Here is a 22822-nt window from a genome sequence, read left to right on the forward strand (position 1 = left end):
GGAGGAAAGACTTATTGGGCTGGTCGACACGAATGCTTGGCCGACACAGCTGGGTCGCCCAAGACGCATCATAGCTAATCCAGACACGCCGTGCCGACGCGCAATCTTTGTCCAACGAGCAATTTAGGTCGCCTTTGGCGGGAATACCGCTATCCGGCCGGGTGGGTTTCGGACATTTGCAAGTGCACCATTTGCTCGTAGCGCCCCTGCCGAGAGAGCAGCTCTTGATGCGTGCCGACTTCAACCACCCTGCCCTCTTCCAGGACCACGATTTTGTCGGCGTTTCGGATCGTACTCAGCCGGTGCGCGATCACAAACGCGGTGCGATCTTGCAACAGCCGCTCAAGCGATTGCTGAATCAGCCGTTCGCTTTCGCTGTCCAAATTGCTGGTTGCTTCATCCAAGATCAGTATTTTTGGATCGGCCAAGATCGCGCGGGCGATCGCCAAACGCTGACGCTGGCCACCGGAAAGCTTTACCCCGCGTTCGCCGATCACACTGTCATACCCCTCGGGCAGCTTTTCGATAAAGTCATGCGCCGCCGCCGCCGTCGCCGCCGCGATCAATTCTTCGCGGCTGCACTCGCGGCGGGCGTACATGATGTTGTCGGCGATCGTTCCGTCGAACAGAAATACGTCCTGTTCGACCATCCCAAGCAAACTGCGGTAGGATTCCAAGTTGATTTCGCGCAGGTCACGCCCGTCCAACAGAACACTGCCTGCGATCGGATCATAAAAACGGGCGATCAGATTAGTCAGCGTCGTTTTCCCGGCTCCGCTGCGGCCGACGAGTGCCACGGTTTCTCCGGCGTTTACTTCGAGCGAAACACTCTGCAACACTTCGCTTGATGTCTCGGGATAATGAAAGGAAACGTCGCGAAGTTCCAGATATCCATCGGTCGTCGCCCGGCTGACATGCACGGCGTTCGGATTGGTCGGCAGTTCATTGTCCGACTCAAGCACATCCAAAATGCGATCCAAACCGGCGAGGTTATTTTGAAATCCAACCGCGCTCGCCGCGATCGTCGCCAGCGGGTCAAGCAGCATCGTCAGATAGACAAGAAACATCATCATGTCGCCGAGCGTCAGTTGGCCATGAATGATCTGGTAACCGCCGTAAAGCAACAGCCCCGTCGATGCGATCGGAATCAAGACCTCCCAAATCGTTTCGATGATTCGAGTCCACCACCAAGTGAATAACTGCTGGCGAACGAGAAAGCCGCCTTCATGAACGAACTTGTTGGATTCACTACGAGACCGCGAAAACGTCCTGACGACACGAATCCCACCAAAGGTTTCGGTCGCCCCCGAGTCGATCTGTTGGCGTTGTTTGCGAATGTCGCGGTAGAGCGGACGAATTCGGTTGATATAAGTCCGGTGGGTAACCCAAACGATCGGCAGCAGCAGCATCCCGCCGACCATCAATTTCCAATCGACGAAGATCAAGATCACTAAGCTACCAACAAATTGGATCACCGCCCGCCACGGGTTGTACAACATCGAGAAGATCAACTCGGCGACTCCGCCAGCATCTTCGCGGATCAGGCTGGCAACACCGCCACTCTTCAAATCATAAACTTTGTCCAACGGCAGCCGAATCGCATGCTCGAAGACATTTCGACGAATCGTGATCTGGGCTTGATTGACCGATTTAGTCGCCGTCCAACGACTCACCAAATGCACCGCCGTGGCAACCGCGGTTGTGATGACGACTGCAATGGAGATCCAAACCAACCGCGACATCTTATCGCTCGGCAAGTCAACCGCAGACAAATAACCGGGGAGCGGCTTCGGCGGATCGGTCAAGACACAGTCAATGGCTAACTTGGTCCCGAGCGGAGGGATCAGCCGCAAGCCAACCGCGATTGTCAGCAACGCGAGTGCAGTGACAATTTGCCGCCTGTGGGGACGCACCAATCGCCAGAACTGACCGACCAATTCCCGAAACCCTCGCTCACGATCCCCAAGCTTCTTGGTAGGACGCGAAGAGCCATGAAATCCACCCCCACGCTCACTGCGTGGCTTTTTTTCCGCATTGCGTTTGCGGACCATCTCTCGATAGAGGCGAAATCGGTTGCGACTTGGTTGAATAGGCATGCTGTAGTGTTAGGAGCCAAAGACCGAATTGGCAAGCATGGACTGTGCTGGCAAGCATGTTTGGAGCGAATCATCACTCGCCCACCGTTCGGCGAAGAATTCGTCGCGTCAGTCCTTCTCTCCTGCGTCGGTCCCTTGCCTCTCGTCCGACTCGATCCACTCCGCCGCCCGATCAAAATCGGCCCCAGACGCAAACGACTCTCGCGGAAGGACCAGTGTCGTGGCCCCGTTTTCGGTCGCCAATACCAATGCCTTCTCGATTTTCCAGCGATGCTTGAGCGTCGCCAATGGGATTCTTATCAGCAAACTACGGTGATCGAACCAAAGGTCCTTTGATGATATCGCCGCGGCAACTTCAACCGGCCGAGCCACCTTCATCGTCAACCAAAGACTGATCGCAAGTAGCATCACCTGCGGCGCCAAGAACGTCACCAGTCGACGATAGCCCTGTCCAAAGTGGATCCACCAATGGTCGGCCACGGTCCAAACGGTCGACACCGCCAACGCGACTAGGAACAGTCGCCAAAGTCCGATGGCGAACCCCATCAATGGTGAGTTGACCGGACGGACACGAAATTCGGGCAACCGAGCCTGCAATTTACGTCGAAGTTTCCTTCGCGTCTTCTGTTCGGCTTGTGTCGAAACGACCAGCGTTACCGCGCCGTTCGCATAATCTGGAAACGACTCCGAAGCCTCTGGCGTGACGACCTCGATATCATGCGCGATCGGCTGCGCGGCCTGCCATCGAGCGACCTCGTTTATCAGAGCGTCGAATACAGTCCGCTCGTTTGCATCGTCGATCCAATCACGAAGAATTAATACGGGGCTGGAATAGTTCATATTCAACAACCAAGCTTTCTCGCTAACAAAAACCTGGGTTTGTCGCCACGAACAAAACACTTCGACCAATCGGCCGTCGAACGTTTTTTTTTCGACAGAGTAACCGAGACGATTGAGGTGAATGGTTGTCAGACCACCCAATGGCGGATCGGCAAGTGAAAAACGTCTTGAATGAAGCGACGTCAATGTGAACAAAAGCAGGACAAAGATGGTCGTGATAACCACGACACTCACGATCATCGAAGGACTAAAGAACGCCAGCGAGGAAAGCAGCGACGAAGGCATATCCATCATAAAAAACAACAGCGCCGCGACGATAGAACTTATGCCAACACCCCAGCCATTGAATTTACTATTCGGTGGGGCAGCATCTTGACCGGGGGCCGTCGCGGGACGGCACTTTCGAGACACCTCAATTGCCTCGTATTGGTCAATCGATCCGACAATCGTTGTGATGGTGCCGCGGTATCGAGGTGGTGTGACTTCGTCCGCTTGGTCACCCCCCAACGCATCATCAACACCAGTCGACGGCGGTTGATAAGGATTGGTCTCCATCGCGTTTGAACCTGAATCACGGTGCCGGAGGTTTTTCACGGCGTTGCGGCCGAGACGTCGATTGATTCAGCCGAAGCCGCTTTCTTCTCCAGGGGTGTCTCTTGGATCTCTGAGAGGCGAAACGTCGTGCCGTCAACACGTGTCATGGCTGGATCAATCTGCTCTAAATAGTCTGCGGCACCTGGCCGCCGATCGACCACCAGTGTAACCCGTTTTGAATGAAGCCAGCGACGCAAGTCGCTAACCTCCGTGGGGTCGCTGAACGGCTGACGATCGAGCAAATGGTAGAAGTTTTCACGATCTTCTATAAATGCGTCTCCCCTTCGATCCCATGCAAAAGCTTCGACGTAACAGTCTGGCCAATACGTTCCCTGCTTGGTCAGCCAGTAATCTTGCGTTGCGGCTAGATCTAATAGCAAAACCCGGTCGACCGAATTTAGCCACGAAGGACGCAGATCAACCAACGTTCGCTCCGGTGAGATAGATTGCCATTTGACTTGGCGAGAATGTACTTCGGCACGACGCTGTTCATACACGCTGTTCCAGCCGCGAAGCGATTCAAACGGCATTGGAAAATCAAATCGAACCGCAAGAGTCGATAGGAGTACGAACACGACGATGAGCATTTGGGCGATGCGCCGAATCGATCGTGGCACGATGCTTTCGATCCCAACAGCCACGGTGACGATGGCAAACGGATACGCAAACCAGTGAAGTCGCTCATACCCGCCACTGAGATAGGGCGTTCGCGACAAAACAAGGGGCGTCGCACACCAAATCCCCCATAGGATGAGCATCACGACTCCACCGCCAACCATCACAGGAGACAAACGGGCCGCCGAATCCTTGCGTTTATGGACAATTTGTTTCACTACCAGTACCAAGAGCGCCAAATGCATCGCTAGCAATGCACCGCAGCCAACGATGACGCTTGGTCGTAGCACCAGCCACCGATCACGGTAAATCAACGTATCCGAAGGCAGTCCGGTCGATGGGATCGTGTTGTAAAAACCAACCCAATAGTGCAACGGTCTTCCCTGAAGTGACTGCCAATAGTCCATCAAAATGATTTTTCGAATTTCTTGATGGTTGCCCTGAGCGTCGCCCAACAACAGGACAACTATAAACAGCCCTGACATCGTGGCCATCACCAAAATCATGCGCCCGCGACTGGCTCGCCGTGATCGCCAAGTGCATGCGACGACTGCAGGAAAGACCAGTAATAAATAGATGACCGTCATCGGATGGAACTTGACGACTGCAGGGAGCAGCATCACCAACGGGATCAATACCCGATCGCGACCGCGAATCCACCAGAGCGACAGCGCTGTGACTGCGGGCACCAGCCAGAACAATGCAAAGTCTTTGTCAAGCAAAAAATTGTTCGTCAGGCGAAACGAGTAATTGAACGCATTAAAATTTCTAAACCAAATTAAGACAGGTCCGAAAATTGCCAGCAGACAAAATCCGTGGCCGACTTTCCGTAACGCCAACACTTCGGTAAAGCGGATCAAACAAACCAAGACCGCAAACGCCATCGGAATGGTGAGGTAGCGATACAAGACTTGATCAACAGCTACTCCACTTGCTCGACTGACCACGCATGACAACAAGTGATAGTGATGTGCTCGCCACCGTGGCATCGGTTGTTCGACATCCATCGCATCCATGCCAATACTCGAAACCTGCAAGTCACCGACAAATGTCATGTCTTGTTGCTGCAAGATGAACTGTCGTATGTCGTTTGACCGCGGCGTCTGGTAAAGACAGACCGACACCACGATCAACGCCATGAAGATGATGCTCTGCGGCCATGTAATCCGCCACGCAGCTGATTGACTTGAACTCAGCTGCCGAAGCCGATGCCAAATCCCCGCCACAGTCAAAATGCCCCACAAAGCAAGCGCCGTTGTCATTCGCTGCTCCGCAACGACCAAGACCGCGATCAACGTTGAATACAACGCCAGCGATGTGATCATGGCTGCTGAAAAACGCGTTAAAACAGACGAGGTCGACCGTTGCCAGACCGGCGACCAGAACCAACCATTGAGCAAAAAGACAAACCAGATGAGCTGGACTCGAACGTCAGCAACGTTGCCAGGCCCCATTAGCAAAGTCATCAGCAATAGTAGCGAACTCAGCACGATCAACGGTGCGACATCGCGAAACAGTAACATGATCGCATCGGCCGCCAACGAGCCGCCTCTTTGCCTGCCAAGCCGATCGTTGGAAGCATTCCCTGCGATCACCGTTTGCGTCCTCAGCTCTTGCTGGATCAAACCCGTCGAGCTTCCTGTGATAAGTCAGACAACATCGATTTCAGTGAATCCTCTAGGGACTGCATCATGGGATCGCGTTGACCTTTGGGTGGCCGTCCGGTTTCGACTGTGATTGGCTTTTCAAATTGGATCACGGCTTTCAAGGGAATCGAATGGTCCGCTTTGCCGTTGATCGTTTCCTGTAGTCGCTGAATCGTTTCGACAATCCGGGTGTCGGTAGCTTGATCTTCCATCAAGTAGCTGTCCGGATATGACGACAGATCCTGGGCCAAGTCGGCCGATTCGACGTACCGCCGCAAGTCGAGCTTGGCTTGACCATCGTAGGCATCGCTAAAGAAACGACTGGAAGCGGTCGCGCGAAGGTTGCGAACCCGTTCGCGGACTATCTCTGAGGGGCGTTCGATCTCCATCTCTGCCTCGGTGACCGTCAAGATATGATCGATCAGTTTGTCGCGGCGTTCCGGCAGCGGGCCACCACATGAATGCCCGTAGTACTGCGTTTCCTTGAGCGCCAACATCGCTTCGGCGAGTTGGATCGTCCGCGTCCGCAGGTCCCGATCCGGCATTCGGTTCCAACCAATTTGCATTTCGAATCGATCAAGTTGTTCCTTGGCCCAGCGATCAATTTCTTCGACGCACAGGTACTTAATCGCAACCGGCTGGATCACCACTTGCCCGCTTCCGGCGGTGGCTTCGGTCGCCGGATCTTGCTTTAGCTTTTGTCGTCGCTTCGCGGCGGTCCGAGCCATGAAGGCGACACCGTCGAGCAACGGCTTTAATTCGTCGTTGGTCCGATTGGTCGTGCCTTCGGGAAAAACGATCAGCGGACGGCGTCCGTCAACCAAGATCTCGATCGCCGCCTCGAGTGCTTTGCGGTCATTCCCTTCGCGGAACACACTGAACCCGCCCATTCGTCGAATCGCAAATGCATCGAGTTTTCCTTCGTTGAACAAGTGCCACGAAGCCATCGCGTGAACATGGATTCCCAGATGCCGTCCCGGCCACCCCATCACCAACGGATCGGCGTAACGACAGTGATTTGGCGCGAGCAAGATCGAGTGCTCGGCATTGACCGCGTCCTTTAGATGTTCGATGCCACGCAATTCGTAGTCGACGACACCCTCCTTGCGCCGCAAGTAAAAATCGTACAAGCGGAGACGTTGGATCACCCAAGGCCAAACGGTCGACCGAATCGGTGGGACAAATTCATAAGGCCGATCGAAAACGACAGTCATACTAACCAAGTCGGGCGTAAGGAACGTTGAAGACAATAGTGGATGGATCTACCGATGACACACTCTCGGCAGGTTGGCAAACTCTGAACCAGTCCTACACGGCGCGCCACCTACCTGTAAGCCGACGACGCGAGCCACACGGCCCGTCCGCTGCCGCCGTTTGCGCATGGGCCCGAAAAAATAGGCCGGCTGCGAACACATTTGGCAGGACAGACTCGCTCGGTTTACGATTTATCGGATTGGTTCTCGCTTTTGAACGTCCGAACCCGGCGACCTCGAATAGGAAATCAACCGCAACGACGATCGAAAACGGAAAGCGTTCCCCACAAGAGTTTAAAGAGCCTGCCGATCACTGCCTATTGCACTGATAAGTCAGCGGTGAAGTGATGACGTTTCCAATTTCGGGCGTCTGGGGGATCGCACAAACGCATGGCATGCCGTCGTGCTGCCCGAATCTTGGTGAAGCTGATGAGCTCAATCGATCAGGAATATTCCGACCGCGATTTACCGCGGCGGTCGATGACACCAGACACGACGTCCAATTCGAACGCCCCCGAAACGGGCTCGAGGCGCTACTGCGATGTCGCTTTGGCAAGAATGAAACCGAGTCCGACGGCGACAATGAAAAACGCCAGCAGCAGTGACCCGATCAACCACTTGTCCATGCCGGGCTGTCGCTGTGGCTTGCGACTCTTTGGCCCGCGAACTCCGGACTCCTCGCCGACGCGAACCCCCGACCGCCCACCGACACCAGATCGGCTACCGGGGTGAGATCCGTGTGGAGTTCGCCCGCCGGCATACCCCGATTCGACCTGTAGATCCAGAAAACTGCCTTCGTTGAAATCGAAATCACGGCGGGCAACGTTGACCATTTTACCGCTGTCACTCGCACTTAGCCCTTCGCCTTGGATCAAACGACTACGGCTGCTCGCCAAGGTATCATTGTTCTTATTCGAAACCGTGTCGCCCCCGGTGTTGGGACGCAGATCCGCGTCATCGAGTGAAATCGACGAAGACCCGTCGTCGATAAACTGGGGTTTGTCACCAAGTCCGATCGTGACCTTTTGGCCTCGGGGCACCTTGGCGACATATTTTTCGAGCACCTCGGCGACGTCATCCGCTGTTTGATAACGAAACTTTGGATCCTTTTGGATCATCTTGACACAGATGCCTTCGAGTTCACCGGGAACATCCGCGCGCAATTGGCGAATCGCCTTGGGCATCTCCTTTTGATGCATTGCGATCCGCTGCGCCAACGTCCCTTGATTGAAGGGTGGTTGGCCGGTCAGTACGAAATACATCGTGCAGCCGAGCCCATAAATGTCGGCGCGATGATCGACCGAGTGACTGTTGAGCGCCTGTTCGGGGGCCAAATAATCGGCCGTCCCCAAGACATTTTCGTTGTTCGCAACGGTCAGTGATTCGTCATCTTCGGCTCCCATCAATGCCAGCCCCATGTCCAGCAATCGAACGACGTTGTTCGAATCGAGCAACAGGTTGGCCGGTTTGACGTCGCGGTGAATGATGCCTTTGGAATGGGCATGCGACAGTCCACGTGCGGCTTGGGCGATCACGTCGGCGGCGGTTGACGGATCAAGTGGACCGTCACGTTTGACCAACGCCTGCAGGTCCAGTCCGTCGACGTATTCCATCACGATGTAATGGACGTCACCCTCGTTGTCGATGTCGTGCGCGAGCACAATGTTAGGATGGTTCAGCGACGCGATCGCCTTGGCTTCCAATTGAAACCGCGCCAAGTAGGACGAATCGGCAACGCGTTTTTTCGGCAGTACCTTGATCGCACGGCGATCGTGCAGTCCCGTGTGCTCGGCCAGATAAACGCTGCTCATCCCTCCGGTGCCGATATGACCGAGCAGCTTGTATTTGCCCAGAAAGAAACCTTTGTATTTTCCGGCAAGCAATTTCTCGAGGTGCCAATCGGTCAATAACCCCTTCTTTTCAAAAACGCGAGCCAACGTTTTTGCGTCCCCCGGCAACTTCCCATCAAGTTGTTCGCGAATCTTCTCCACCAGCCGCTGCTGTTTGGCCGGATCGACCAAGCGACTTTTCTCGACCAGTTCCAAGAACTTTTCAGGAGACAAGGTGGACATAGGCGGTCAGGGTACGAAATCCAAGGAGCGATGCGCGGTCGCGTCCTCCGACAACTCAATTGCGAATGCGTCGGTCACCACGAGTGTGAAGGTTCTGACGTGGATTTTTTTCCGAGTCGGACATGATTTGTGATGCGAAGTCTAAGCGACAACCCCAGACGGATGAGAGGGTTGGGCAGGAACACGAACAGTTTTTTTGAAAAAACGACGGAACTTCACTCGCGTTTCAATTCTCATCGTAACCAGATTGCAACCTCGCGGTACAACGAAGTTCCCGAGAATTCACCGTGATCTTTCGCCCCAGTAGTGATTGCATCGATTGCCGGCCCGCCGGATAAAGGTTCGCTCCCCCCGGTTAATCCAACGGTTGCCGCGATTGTTTTTGCTAACACTGTCCCTCCCACCCACCGACGGAGACGCCTTCCTTTGGCAATTCGAACTCTCGGCTTGATGGCCAAGTACTGGCGTCCCGGACGGGTGAAAACCAGACTCGGTGCCTCGATCGGATTCACAACGGCGGCGCAGCTGCATCGGCTTTTCTGCCATCATCTGATCGAATCATTAGCCGACTGCTGCGACCGACGTCAAATCGTGGTCTGGCCCCCCGAGGATGCCGCCTTGCTCCGCGACTGGCTCGATTCCGCTATCGTCAGCCCACCCGGAGAAGCAAACTGGGACATCGAAGTCCAAAGCCCAGGTGACCTTGGAGATCGCATGAAACACTGGTTCGAAAGCTCGTCCTCATCGACACGATCCGAGACGTGCCGAATCCTGATCGGTGCCGACTGCCCGCTGATCGATTCCGACCTGATCGGCGAAGCGATCGGACTGCTCGGAACCAATGCCCCAAAAGCCCATGACGTCGTCCTCGGCCCGGCCAGAGACGGCGGGTACTATCTCATTGGTCTACAGACTTGGAACGGTCGATTTAAAAGTTTGTTCGAGGACATCCCATGGAGCAGCGAATCCGTGCTCGAAGCGACGCTTGATCGCGCCAACCGTGCCGGACTGACCGTGGCGATGCTGGACACACTCAGTGACGTCGATACCGAAGCCGATCTCGACGACCTCCGCGGTGCGATCGATGCCGGGGCGGGTTCGCCGCAAGCACACCAGCGATTAAAAAGACTGAACGAACAAATCGAATCCATCCTATCGGCGGAGAAACGCGGGTGAAAGAAAAGGTGATCGTCGTGGGGGCAGGCGCCATCGGTCTGTCGATCGCATACGAGTTGTGCCAGCGTGGTGCCCAGGTCACCGTGGTCGATCGCGACCACGTGTTCGACTCGCGTGCGAGTTCGACGTCAAGTTCTACGTACAGCGGAAGCGCGGTCGCGACACGACGTTCGGCGTCGTCTTGGGCTGCTTCGGGAATCCTTCCGCCGGCCAATTTTGACTCCGCAACCGATCCGATCGACCAATTGCGTGGGTACAGCCATCGACTCTTCCCAAGGTGGGCAGATCAATTGCGTCAAACCACCGGGATCGATTGCCAATTGGAACGCTGCGGCGGCTGGTACCTTGCGGACACGCCGGGCGAAATTGCCGCCATGATGGGCATGGTAAACTACTGGCAGGAACTGGCGATCGAATGCGAAGCAAAATCGCTAGCCGAACTTGCGACGAAAGAACCGTTATTGAGCCCCTGGGCATCATCGGCGAAAGCGAAAGCCTGGTGGGTGCCCGACGAGTACCAAATCCGAACGCCGTCGCTGCTGGCCGCGCTGACCGCGGCTTGCCAGGCAAACGGCGCCGAACTGATCGGCGGCGCCAACGTCATCGATGTTGATGAAACCGGCGCGAGCACTCACGTCACGATCGATCACACAGGCAAAAGATCGAAGCTGATTGCCGATGCCACCGTTGTCTGTGGTGGATCGTGGACCGGATCAGTCGCCGCGCGTCTAAAGCTTTCGCACAGCCTGATCCCAATTCGGGGGCAGATTCTACTTTTGGACATGGGACACCGCCAACTCTCCGGTGTGATCAACTTCGGAAACCGCTACTTGGTGCCAAGGCAAAATGGATCGGTGCTGGTCGGATCTTGCGAAGAAGAAGTCGGTCATCAACACGGGACAACTCCGTCGATCCTGGCTGACCTTCGCGAGTTTATTCGCAACGTCTGTCCCGAGCTCGCACGCGCCACCCAAATCACCGCTTGGTCCGGACTACGACCGATGACTTTTGATGGCTTTCCCATGATCGGCAAACTACCCGACAGCGACGCAATCTATGTCGCATCGGGACACTACCGGAGCGGGATTCATTTGGCCCCGGCAACCGCCGTCTGCATCGCCGATACCATCGAAGGTGCGACACCACCGCTTTCGATCCAGCCGTTTTCGGTCGGCAAACAACAACAACAGACAACGGCATGCTGAGTGGTTGACCGTGGGTATCGGATCAATTGAAGAACCTCACACGGCGATCACCCCGCCAGCCGAAGACGTTTGCGTGTGGCCCAATGATTGCTAAGTTTTGCGGCACTGGCCGGACGTTCGCCCATTCTGTGTTTGGTTTCCAGCTCGCGGTCTTCGGCTTCTTCGCAGACGTCTTTCGCGACCGGCGCGGATGCCTACAATCCCCGCCATGCAAAACGAACACGAGAACGAACCAGAATTGAACGACCTTCCTACCCTCGAACCACCAGGGTCGATCACGATCATTGGCGGTGGCCCACTGGGGATCGAAGCGGCGCTTTACGGACGCTTCCTCGGATATCAAGTCACGCTTTTGGAAGCGGATCAACTTGTCCGCTCGCTGCGGGGACGGGAGTCCGATCCGATTCCAATGAGCCCCGATCGCTGCGCGTCGCCACTCGCCAAGAACGCGTTGATGGCCCAATCGTCCGGTGGCGCACCTGCGAGCGGTCCCGTCACGATCGGTGACTGGATCGAACAAGTATGGCTCCCGCTGGCCCAAACCGATTTGCTGCGTGGGCGCGTGCACGAACAAACCACCGTTTCACGCATCGAACAAGTCGAGGTCAGCGACGAGGAAACCGGCGAGGCGTTGCCTCCGGATTTTCGCGTGCTCTGTAACATATCCAGCCAAGACACAGCCGGCCAAGACACAGCCAGTGAACTCGACTTCAGCGACACCGAAGCGGTGATCGTAGCGACGGGCCGCACCGAGAATGCGATCGAATTAGCCTTTGATCTTCCCCAAGACTATTTTTTTGTGATCGGCAACTCTCTCGGAGAGCAGACCGCCGGTGGCGAAGGGCGCGATGCCGAACTGGAGTTTTGGACCGGACTGAAAGAGATTGTCGCCGTCTACGCCTCACTTGGCGGACGAGCGGATTTGGATTTATATCGTCCTACCCGCGGATAGGCTGGTTCGCTTACCGACGCGTTGACCTTGATTTTTGAGCGTCTTTCGGCGAAACAATGGGCTATGTCGAGATCCCTTTTCCTGTCGATTTGTGGCTTGCTGCTGCTCGGACTGTTCGTCGGACCGGCCGCGTTTGCTGAATTTCCCGAATTCGTTTACCCCGAACAAGCGGGTGGGGCGCCGGATGCTCCCGGCGATCCGAACGCCGATGGCAATTTCAGGCCGCTAGTCACCACCGCGAGTGCCCTCGCAATTGTCTTAGCGATTTTCGGCGGATTGGTCTGGGTCTCGCGAAAGTATGGCGGAGGGGCGAAGGTCGGCGGCACGATGCCGGAAGACGTCTTTCGTGTCCTAGGCGGCGCGAGCTTAGATGCACGCACCCAGGTCAGATTCCTGCGCGTCGGCAACAAAGTCCTTGTGATCGGCCAAGCTCAAACGGGTGACCCGGTGACACTTTCGGAGATCGACGATCCGGATGAAGTCGAGCGGATCACGGCGCGTTGCATGGGACGGCCGGAAATCGTCGGCCAACGCACCCCATCGGTCCGCCCAGCGATGGAACGCCCTGGTCCAATTCGACGCTCCGGTGCAACGGCAGGATGAGCGTCTCGCTCACAATGGTCGCGGTGCTGTTATTGATGGGGGTCGTTGCGCGTCACTTTATCAAACCGCTTCGCTGGTTGTTCATTCCCGGATCAGTGGTTGCCGGCTTTATTGGCTTGGCGGTAGTGCAGTTGCTGCTGCACAGCAATTTCAATTTTCCAAACAGCGATCTCCCACACAGCGGAGGCAACTCCTTCCGCGACTGGGCTCAACATCTCGCCAACGATTTAAGCGGATGGCCGGGTCCTCTGATCGCCGTCGTCTTTGCGGCGATGATGTTGCAATCGGCAGAATCATCGGGAGGCCCGATGGATCGATCGACTTCATCTCGTGTCGCCCGCCAAGGTTTAATGGTCTGGATCATCGTGCTCGGAGAATCGTTTGTCGGGCTGCTGGCCACCGCTCTGGTGATTCAACCGATGATGGATGTGCCCAACTCGTTCGGCATGCTGATCGAAGCGGGATTCGCCGGCGGACATGGAACCGCCGGTGCGATGGGGGTTGTCTTTTCCAGTGACGCCGTCGGCCTTGACGCCGGACTGGACCTCGGCATGTTGATGGCCACTTGCGGTTTAGTTTATGGCGTGATCAGTGGAATTTTGTGGATCAACCTTGGCTCGCGACGCGGCTGGTTTGCTTCTGTAACCAACGGCGTGCACGATGAAGGCTCGGGCGATGCTGGTGATGAACCACCAAAGTCCGATGTCCCGGCAACCAAACAGAAACCGATCGGCTACCAAGTCATTGCGCCGGAATCGATCGATCCGCTGTTACTACAAGCCATGTGGGTTGGATTGGCCGTCGGACTAGGAATGTTGGCGCAACTCACAGTTCGGTCGATCGCCGATGGACTTGACTTGCGTTTCGGCTGGGGGGCATACGCCGAGGCCGAGGGTGCGGACGCCGAGCTGAGCCAGCGGATGAGCCTGTCGACGTTGCTGGGATTCCCGCTATTTATCTACACAATGCTGGCGGCGCTGGGACTGCGTCGCACGTTAACCAAAGTCGGACTCGCGTCTTGGCTGGACAACCTAACGCTGCAACGATTGGCGGCCACCGCAATGGAGGTTTTGGTGGTCGCTGCGATCACCTCTCTTCGGATCGAGACAATCGTCTCATACGCATCGGCATTCGCGGTCCTCTTTCTTTTTGGTGCAATTTGGACGGCCATCTGTTTGATCGTGGTCTCACGCTGGGTATTGCCTCCAGAGTGCTGGTTTCCGCTAGGGCTGATCAACTACGGTATGTCAACCGGAACGACGGCGACGGGGTTTGTCCTGCTACGGGTGGTCGATCCTGATTTGAAAACCACTGCGGCGAATGACTACGCGTTGGCGGTCCCGATTTCGGCCCCCTTTATCGGTGGCGGAATCATCACCATCGCGTTGCCCCTGCTGGTCTTAGAACGGGTGTCGATCTGGTGGCCCACCTTGGTTACCGGCGCGATTGTCGGCGGGCTGATCATCGTCGGGGCGCGATGGAATCGACGTCTCGATCAACGCGAGGTGGGTATTCGCTAGGCAGCTCGTCGATTTGATCAGCCGTAAACGCGATAGCGTGCGGTTCTTCCGCGCAAATCTGTGCCAGTGCCCGGCGGCCGGTGTGTTGCGTCCGCGACCAGGTTTTCGCTGCGACCGATTCAACGTACAACATCAATCTCGGTAGTAGTTAGTGTTTCGTCGACATTCGAAATTACGATTAGCCAAATGACGTTCGACACGGTTTCGATGCAATAACCGGTGCTAACGCTCTTCGGCTGATGAACCGAATCCGAAGATTAAAGAAGGTCAAAGCACTAGCCCTGCAAGTCGAATTCCTCGCGACGCTCCGTTCTCCCTAAGAGAAGCGGGACGAAGCTAAATTGTACGACCATTAGAATTTCCTCGACATCACGAGTGCCCCCTTGCCCGCCGCAGCCACCGTTACTGCTGAGAATTCGACGTTGCCACCGCCAAATTTCTGGCAGCGGTTTTCGGTCTGGGGAATGATCTTGCGAACCTCGCTCGGCGAGCGTCTGGTCTACCGCGGTGATTTTGCCCTTGGCACGCTAATGCGGTTCCTGCCAATCATCACGCAGATTTTCTTGTGGTATGCCGTCTTCGATGCGATCGGTGCCGCCGAGGGAGAAAAGGCGACGACGATCGGTGGATTTCAGTTCCGTGACATGGTGGCTTATTACCTGCTAACCATGATCGCCCGGGCGTTCTCCAGTATGCCAGGACTGGCATCTGGTATCGCGCTGCAAATTCGCGATGGTGAGATCAAACGCTATCTCATCCAGCCGATCGACTTTATCGCATTTCTTCTTCTGACACGCGTCGCCCATAAAATTGCCTATTACGTGATTGCCGCGGCACCGTTTGCGTTGGTTTTCTACCTGGCCCGCGACTACTTCGTCGATGGCTGGCCGAGTTTCCCAGTGATGATCGCATTTTGTGCTTCCTTGATCATGGGTTTCCTAATCGGCTTTTTTCTCGAAGCGGCGATCGGGATGATCGGTTTTTGGTTCTTAGAAGTCACGTCACTTCTATTTGTCGTCATGCTGTTCAGTTTCTTTTTATCGGGGCACATGTTTCCGCTAACGATGCTGCCATCTGGCATCGAAGCCGTTGTGCAATTCCTGCCCTTCAAATACTTGGCATACTTCCCCGCCGCGGTGTTCTTGGGCAAGATCCCTGAGGATGAACTGTGGATCGAAATCGGAATCGAAGCGGCATGGCTGGTGTTCTTTATCGTTCTCTGTCGCGTCGCCTACGCACGCGGAGTCAAACGCTACAGTGGATTCGGAGGTTAAAACGATGAATGAACTCGGGCGTTACCTTCGAGTGTTTTTGACATTCGCGCGCAACAGTCTGGTGCGTGACATGACGTTTCGCACCAACTTTCTGCTGCAGTGCGTTAGCAGCCTAGGTTGGACGGCGATGAACGTCGGTTTCTACTTGATCATCTTTGAACACACCGGGTCAATCGGCGAAGGAACCGGCTGGGATCGCGACCGCTTCTTTCTGTTTATCGCAACGACATGGTTTATCAATTCGCTGGTACAGGCGTTCTTCATGCCCAACGCCCAAGAATTCAGTGAAATGATTCGAACAGGCGGCTTAGACTTCGCACTCCTCAAACCGATCGACACACAGTTTTTGATTTCGTTTCGGCGGATCGATTGGAGCCAACTTTCGAACTTTTTCGCCGGCGGCCTGATCGCGGTTGTCTCCCTGTGGAATCTGGGAACACGCGACGTCGACCCGATGATCCCTTCGCCGTTGTCGGTGGTGCTGTATGTCATCTTTGTCGTCTGCGGCGTGATGATGATGTACAGCTTGATGGTTGCACTTAGTGCGACGAGTGTTTGGCTGGGACGAAATCAATCGTTGTACAACTTTTGGTTTTATATCACCAACTTCAGTCGCTACCCGATGGAGATTTACAATCGATCATGGGGCCGACCGTTGTATGGATTCTTTACCTTTGTGATTCCGATTTTGTTAGTCGTTAACGTCCCGGCAAGGATTTTAGCGCAACCGGTTTCGGACCAGCAAGGTGGTCACTGGTTTGTCATCTGGGCAGCGGTCGCGACCGTCCTAAGCGTCACAGCAAGTCGCTGGATGTTCCGTCGCAGCCTGCTTAGCTACCGCAGTGCGAGCAGCTAACGATACCCCTCAGGCCTGCTCCGATCAGCCAACTCGGAAAACCCCGGCCAGCTTTCCCCATCGTGTTTTCCACTGCACTTCTTGGAAGTGCCGCCGGAAAACTTCCCGGATTTTGCTTGGCTTCGCCAACCATTGTTCATACGTCACGCGTTCCTGTTCGGTCATCACCGCCAAGGCATCGCCCTTTGGATACAGCGATCGCATCACGCGAAGTTCGGTGACGAAATGGGCAAACGTTAGAAACGGCGTCCGCCATGGTTCGATGACAAAGAATGCCCCCTCGGGACGCAACACTCGCTTAACTTCACCGGCGGCTTGATCCAAATCGCCGGGCATCTGAGGCAAATGATGCAATCCACCCTGAACGATAACGACATCATAGCTGTTGTCTTCAAAAGGCAGATCCAAACAGTTGGCTAAGTGAAGCTGTGCCGTTCCGTTGTACTGCTGAAGCAAGGTATCACTTAGATCCACCCCTTCGACATTCACAAACCCCAATCGCTCAAGCGCTACCAATCCGTTCCCGCGTCCGCAAAAAATTTCAACGATCTTTGAATTTCGGTCGAGACCTTCGAAACCGAATTGTTTGAGTCGGCGGACAAACTTCGCGACCTCTTCTTCCGGAGTTTCGAATCGCGCATAAGCTGCTTCCCAGATCGGGTCGCAACACATCTGCCCGGCCGGAACATGCTCGATAATATTTGGACGAGTCACGCTGGTGTCATGCATACGAGTCACTTCGTTGCGAAATTAGGTCTGAAAGAACGGGTCACTCGATCGGCCGGATTCGCCGGGAGCGTTGCATCATCAAGACGCCTGCCATCAATGACGCCATCGCTGTTTGAAAACCGATCGCCAGCAATGTGACTCCGGGAACGACCCACCGCATCGTCTCGGGATAATCAAGGGCACCAAACCCCGATTGCCACCACTGGTAAACGATCGTTGCCACCATTGCCGCACCGGCGACGCTACTAACGATCCCGAACAACAATCCACGTTCGACGGTGACATGTTCAAGCTTTTCGTGCGGCGGCATCATCCCTTCGCGCCCGGTAAAAATCCTTGCCAGCGTCGCTAACAAGATGCACTGCCACCCCATCAGTATGAATAAACTGGCAACCAGTAAGGTGTGCACGTCGAGTGCCGCACCGAACAAGTGCACTTGAGGAAGCGCCATCGCGTAGCCAATGACACCGATCGCCAACAAGACCATGCCGGGACGGAAGAACGTCCACTTCGGACTGAACACGAGAAACAAACGCAACGTTCGCCACCCGTCACGAAACGTGCGCAAATGCGGCCCATGTTGTTGCCTGCCGTCGGGATGCAGCGTAATCGGCACTTGGCTCATCGATGTTCCATGGCTATTTCGATGAAGCCCGCTTTTGATGATCATTTCGGTCGCGAACTCCATTCCCGGCGAACGTAAGTCAAGCTGATCATAATGCTTCCGCGTAAACCCACGCATCCCACAGTAAACGTCGTTAATTGGGATTCGAAACATCAATCGCACGAGGGCGCTAAGCACTGGGTTCCCGAACCAGCGGTGCAGAAACGGCATCGCGCCAGGCAGGACTTTTCCTCCGCCACGCGGCAAGCGACAACCTTGGACTAGATCGTGACCTTCGCGCAAACGATCGACGAATTTCGGAAGCTCTAGAAAGTCATAGCTATCATCAGCGTCCCCCATCAGGACGTATTTCCCATCGCTCGCTTCGATCCCGTGCATCAGCGCCGCCCCGTAACCACGCTCGGCGACATCGACGATTCTCGCGCCTTGCTCACGTGCCAACTCCTGGGAACCGTCGGTGCTGCCGTTGTCGGCGACGACCACTTCGCCATTGATACCGGCATCCCGCATCGCCCGGACCGCTTTTTCGACACAGATCCCAACCGTATCCGCCTCATTTAGGCACGGCATTACGACAGATAACTCGGGCGTTGAATTCATAAAACCATCTACAGACAAGAATCATCGTGCGAGTCTACGGGAGTCCCATTTCCGGATCAGCAGCACCACGGCCATTGCGATCACGATCAGCATCATCGGTTCGACAATCATCCGGTAGCGGTAGCCGGGGATTTCCAAAACCGCGGTGACTGCCGAGAAGTATGCCAGGATGAGTGCGAACCAAACACCCGCCGGCCGCGTCGGTCGGTGCAGCACGACCAGCATCGTTGCTAGTCCCGAAAGAACCATCACCAAGGTCGTCGCCATCAACGAATTGCTGGCCCGGTGGCGAAGGGCTGTATCGATTATCGCGACTTGCCTTCCCCAAATCCGCTCACCGGCAAAGTATTGCTTGACGATCTCCTGCCGATTCGTCTGGCCATCAAACCCACCACCGGAGTGTTCCAATACCGAAAGCGGCTCGGGCAGTTCGGTCGCCCGGGTGCGCCAAAAATTCAGCCAGCGCCGAATCGTTTTCTTTGCGTACGATGTCGGATTTTGAGCAATGGCGTCGAACGCGACCGCTTTCATTAACTGGTCGGTTTGCGCGTCGTCCAACCCCGATCGAGTCAGCGTCTTGGACACCATCCATGTTTCTCGCCAGCGGTCCGCTTGGCGGAGCTTTTCCCAGCCGGCCTGCCCGATCACCGACTTCAACTTTGTCGCACTGTCAGACGTTGGCATCGGCAGGCCTGCTCCGCTGCCGTCCTGAAAAGTCACGATCCAGATGTTACGACCGACGAATTCCGTCATCATCCATTTCCCGAACATCGCGTGATTACGAGCCAACCAAGGCGTCACACAGCCCAGCGTGACCACACCGGCGACTGCCACACTGATCAACGTACGACGCCAGCAATGTTGATGTTTTTCTGGCGTCAAAGGAGCCCACCGGGACACTAACAGAAACCCAACATCTGCAACCCACAACAGCATCGCGACGGGGCGGATCAACATGGCCGCCGCTAATGTTGCCCCTACCAATGCCCCAAGCATGACATTCGGCTGGCGGACGAACCTGGCCACAAACCATAGATGGACTAGCACGGCAAACGTGAACAGCGTCTCCGTTAAAACTGCGTTAACATAAGTCAGCGATGAAACCATCACGGCAGCGATCGCGAGCACCACCGCGGCGGCACGCATGTCATCGACAAACTGCCGTGCCAAGCTAGCCGCAAGCATCACCGTCGCCAGCCATATCCCTGCTTGAACGCAAACCAAACTCCACAGGGGCGATGACGTGAGTCGTTGTAACGAACCGACCAGCCATGGATACCCGGGCGTGCGGAATGCGACTTCATGACCGGTTAATAACCAATCGCCCTGAGCGACCGATCCGCCAAGAATCCAATAGTAATTTGCATCCCAGATCAGCGGGCTCGGTCCACGCAAAACGAATGCGACTACCTTGGTCAGCAGCAGAATGAAGAGAATCGCTAACGCAAGTTTCGGTTTCAAACGCCAGCCCATCAAAACATATTTGTGTTCGCCACTCATCCGGGTCGAACGTGAGTGCGCGCGGTACTATCAAAACGGCAAGAATCCAGCGTTCGCGTGTTCGCAAGATCCGAATGACAATCACGCCGCCACGTCAATGACCAAAGTTTTCCGCCCCAATCGCTGTGCTACGCCAGAACTGGGAAATGGTTCACGAGAAATCAGTTCGGTCAAATTGCCCTTTCGAAACTCACGCATGGCTACCCGCCGAACGGTTTCCCTATCCGATTGCGGTCAGTTGTCCGACCAAGATTAATCCACTCATGTTTAGCCCGATTGCTCGCCGTTGCGATACAGTGTAGCGGTTGGCGCTGATGCAATCTGGGAATCGCGATTGGGCGCCGTGCCGACACCCCCATCCCATGATCAACAACGGAATGACGGTTTGATGAAGTCTCTCTTGCCAGTGATCGATGCTGGCCGGCCGACCGGTTTGGTTCGCCCTTTTTCTCAACGTGTTCAAAAATCGGGCAAGCCACTCGTCCGCGAAACCCTGCGGCAGTTGCAAATCAATGTCGGAAAACTCTGTAATCAAACTTGCGTGCACTGTCACGTCGAGGCGGGACCGACCAAAAAGCGTGAGAACATGGATGCCGAGACCGTCGAGCGGATCATCGAATTGAGCCGCCGAAGCACGTCGCTTGAGTTGGTCGACATCACCGGTGGTGCTCCCGAAATGAATCCACATTTCAAACGGCTGGTCCAAGAGTTTCGGTCGCGAGGGATCCGTGTCATCGACCGCTGTAATTTGACCATTCTGTCTCAGCCGGGCTATGAGTGGATTCCCGCGTTCCTAGTCGAGCATCAAGTCAGCGTGGTGGCATCGCTACCTTGTTATCTCGAAGACAACGTCAATGCACAACGCGGCAGCGGTGTTTTTTCGGCGAGTATCGACGCGTTGCGTCAGCTGAATGAACTCGGTTACGGAAGCGATCCAAATTTAAAGCTGGACCTTGTCTACAACCCGACCGGCACAGGACTCCCACCAGACCAATCACAACTTCAGCGTGACTACAAACGTGAACTGGCCGCACGCTACTCAATTGTCTTCAACGAACTGCTAACGATCACCAACATCCCGATCAAACGCTTTGCGATGTTCCTGGCCAAAAAGAATAAGCTCGAAGACTACCTGCAAACACTGGAAGCAAAGTTCAATCCTGCTGCCGCCGATTCGGTGATGTGTCGGTCGTTACTTTCGGTTTCCTGGGACGGCAAGGTTTACGATTGCGACTTCAATCAAATGATCGACCTCCCCGCCCAAGTCGCCCCGCCTTCTGATCCGCATTCGACCGGCCGCGATTCTTCCTCTGCTCCAACGGTCTGGACAATTGATGCGTTCGAAGATCTGACCGCCCAGCGGATTAATACCGCCGACCACTGCTATGGCTGTACTGCGGGTGCGGGCAGCGGTTGCGGGGGTGCATTGACATAACGCTACGCCGATCTTTTCACATCCATTTGAGTTTCGTGTAATCGCCATGACTTCATTGAACACCGAAGCCGCCGTCCGAGACCGATACTCTGGTGCCGCCGCCGAGCGGGAACCGGAGCTCTGCTGCCCGATCGATTACGATCGAAGATACTTGGAAATCATCCCTCAAGAAGTCATCGATCGCGACTACGGCTGTGGTGACCCGTCAAAGTACGTACGCGAAGGAGAAACGGTGCTCGATCTGGGCAGCGGCGGCGGTAAAATCTGCTTCATCGCGGCCCAAAAAGTCGGCCCTACCGGCTCGATCATCGGCGTCGACATGAACGACGACATGCTGGATTTGGCGCGACGCAGCCAACCGCTTGTCGCCGAAAAAATGGGCTACGACAACCTGAGCTTTCGCAAAGGGAAGATCCAAGACATGACGATCGACCGTGACGCCGTCGACCGCTATCTTCGGCAGACGCCGATTAACAACGAAAGCGATCTCCAACGGTTCGAAGCATTCCTACAGGACATGCGTCTGAACGCCCCACTGATCCCCGCAGATTCGATCGACGTCATCGTCAGCAATTGCGTGCTCAATCTTGTCGATGGCAGCGAAAAACAATCGCTTTTCCGAGAGCTCTTTCGTGTGCTTAAACCCGGCGGACGAGCGGTGATCAGCGATATCGTCAGCGATGAACCCGTGCCGAAATCGATGCAACAAGACGCGACACTCTGGAGCGGTTGCATTAGCGGCGCGTTGCAAGAGAAAGCCTTCATTGATGCGTTTACCGAAGCCGGTTTCCAAGGGCCCCAATTGGCCGCGTTTCAACCCGAACCCTGGCAAACTGTTGAAGGCATTGAGTTCCGTTCGGCAACCGTGATCGCCTATAAATTTCCACAAACCGAATGTTTCGAACATCACGAAGCGGTTGTCTACCAAGGCCCCTACGCCAGCGTTCATGACGACGATGGGCACCGCTTCACCAGAGGTGTGCGAACGGCGGTGTGCCGAAAGACCTTTTTGAAGATGCGGTCGGAGCCCTATGGCAACGACTTCATCGCAATCGAACCGGCCATCCCCATCGATCCCGAAAACGCGGCACCGTTCGACTGCACCAATGGTCAAGAAGTCCGTTCGCCGAAAATCACCAAGGCGGGCCGCGTCACGAATGAAACGAATGCGTCTGCCTCAGGGGACAATTGCTGTGGAGAGGGCGGCTGCTGCTGATCACTCTCCGGCGGA

At 55.4% G+C, this 22822-nt stretch carries 17 protein-coding genes; 9 read left to right on the top strand and 8 right to left on the bottom strand.

Annotated features, from left to right (window positions below):
• Positions 1-149: 149 nt before the first annotated feature.
• From FYC48_RS17290 to FYC48_RS17310, 5 genes are all read right to left on the bottom strand, one after another.
• A complete protein-coding gene (locus tag FYC48_RS17290) occupies positions 150-2096 on the bottom strand; it encodes an ABC transporter ATP-binding protein (protein WP_149497976.1) in 1947 nt (648 codons plus the stop codon).
• Positions 2097-2204: 108 nt separating this feature from the next.
• On the bottom strand, positions 2205-3491 hold the full coding sequence (locus FYC48_RS17295; protein WP_149497977.1) for a hypothetical protein: 1287 nt from the start codon (positions 3489-3491) through the stop codon (positions 2205-2207).
• A 35-nt stretch (positions 3492-3526) separates the two neighbouring features.
• Positions 3527-5668, bottom strand: coding sequence for a hypothetical protein (locus FYC48_RS17300; RefSeq protein WP_149497978.1), 2142 nt, complete (start codon positions 5666-5668; stop codon positions 3527-3529).
• A 98-nt stretch (positions 5669-5766) separates the two neighbouring features.
• A complete protein-coding gene (locus FYC48_RS17305; RefSeq protein WP_149497979.1) occupies positions 5767-7005 on the bottom strand; it encodes a lysophospholipid acyltransferase family protein in 1239 nt (412 codons plus the stop codon).
• 572 nt (positions 7006-7577) lie between these two features.
• The gene (locus tag FYC48_RS17310; protein WP_149497980.1) at positions 7578-9116 is read right to left on the bottom strand and encodes a serine/threonine protein kinase; all 1539 of its coding nucleotides are present in this window, start codon (positions 9114-9116) and stop codon (positions 7578-7580) included.
• A 426-nt stretch (positions 9117-9542) separates the two neighbouring features.
• On the opposite strand from FYC48_RS17310, the gene FYC48_RS17315 reads away from it, so the two are divergent.
• From FYC48_RS17315 to FYC48_RS17345, 7 genes are all read left to right on the top strand, one after another.
• Positions 9543-10292: a TIGR04282 family arsenosugar biosynthesis glycosyltransferase gene (locus FYC48_RS17315; protein WP_149497981.1), complete on the top strand. Its 750-nt coding sequence runs from the start codon at positions 9543-9545 to the stop codon at positions 10290-10292.
• Positions 10289-11497: an NAD(P)/FAD-dependent oxidoreductase gene (locus FYC48_RS17320; RefSeq protein ID WP_230627888.1), complete on the top strand. Its 1209-nt coding sequence runs from the start codon at positions 10289-10291 to the stop codon at positions 11495-11497. The genes FYC48_RS17315 and FYC48_RS17320 overlap by 4 nt, the downstream gene beginning before the upstream one ends.
• A gap of 208 nt (positions 11498-11705) precedes the next feature.
• Complete coding sequence (locus FYC48_RS17325) at positions 11706-12449, top strand: hypothetical protein (protein ID WP_149497982.1); 744 nt, start codon at positions 11706-11708, stop codon at positions 12447-12449.
• Between the two features lie 63 nt (positions 12450-12512).
• Positions 12513-13052 carry a FliO/MopB family protein gene (locus FYC48_RS17330; protein ID WP_149497983.1) on the top strand — a complete coding sequence of 180 codons (540 nt, stop codon included), beginning with the start codon at positions 12513-12515 and terminating at the stop codon, positions 13050-13052.
• On the top strand, positions 13049-14572 hold the full coding sequence (locus FYC48_RS17335) for a sodium/glutamate symporter (protein ID WP_149497984.1): 1524 nt from the start codon (positions 13049-13051) through the stop codon (positions 14570-14572). Before FYC48_RS17330 ends, FYC48_RS17335 begins: the two co-directional genes overlap by 4 nt.
• 464 nt (positions 14573-15036) lie before the next feature.
• A complete protein-coding gene (locus FYC48_RS17340) occupies positions 15037-15846 on the top strand; it encodes an ABC transporter permease (protein WP_149497985.1) in 810 nt (269 codons plus the stop codon).
• Between the two features lie 4 nt (positions 15847-15850).
• Positions 15851-16702 (top strand): ABC transporter permease, encoded by an 852-nt coding sequence (locus FYC48_RS17345; RefSeq protein WP_149497986.1) that lies wholly within the window; start codon positions 15851-15853, stop codon positions 16700-16702.
• Between the two features lie 24 nt (positions 16703-16726).
• On the opposite strand, the gene FYC48_RS17350 is transcribed toward FYC48_RS17345, so the two are convergent.
• From FYC48_RS17350 to FYC48_RS17360, 3 genes are read right to left on the bottom strand one after another with little or no spacing between them, the layout of a single operon-like run.
• Positions 16727-17431, bottom strand: coding sequence for a class I SAM-dependent methyltransferase (locus FYC48_RS17350; RefSeq protein WP_149497987.1), 705 nt, complete (start codon positions 17429-17431; stop codon positions 16727-16729).
• 40 nt (positions 17432-17471) lie between these two features.
• Positions 17472-18626, bottom strand: coding sequence for a glycosyltransferase family 2 protein (locus tag FYC48_RS17355; RefSeq protein ID WP_200836633.1), 1155 nt, complete (start codon positions 18624-18626; stop codon positions 17472-17474).
• Between the two features lie 51 nt (positions 18627-18677).
• Complete coding sequence (locus FYC48_RS17360; protein ID WP_149497989.1) at positions 18678-20156, bottom strand: glycosyltransferase family 39 protein; 1479 nt, start codon at positions 20154-20156, stop codon at positions 18678-18680.
• Positions 20157-20544: 388 nt separating this feature from the next.
• On the opposite strand from FYC48_RS17360, the gene arsS reads away from it, so the two are divergent.
• Positions 20545-21591, top strand: a complete 1047-nt coding sequence (gene arsS, locus FYC48_RS17365; protein ID WP_149497990.1) for an arsenosugar biosynthesis radical SAM (seleno)protein ArsS — start codon at positions 20545-20547, stop codon at positions 21589-21591.
• 46 nt (positions 21592-21637) lie between these two features.
• Positions 21638-22807 carry a methyltransferase domain-containing protein gene (locus tag FYC48_RS17370; RefSeq protein ID WP_149497991.1) on the top strand — a complete coding sequence of 390 codons (1170 nt, stop codon included), beginning with the start codon at positions 21638-21640 and terminating at the stop codon, positions 22805-22807.
• Positions 22808-22822 lie beyond the last annotated feature (15 nt).

The sequence above is a fragment of the Roseiconus lacunae genome, assembly GCF_008312935.1.
Lineage (GTDB): Bacteria > Planctomycetota > Planctomycetia > Pirellulales > Pirellulaceae > Stieleria > Stieleria lacunae.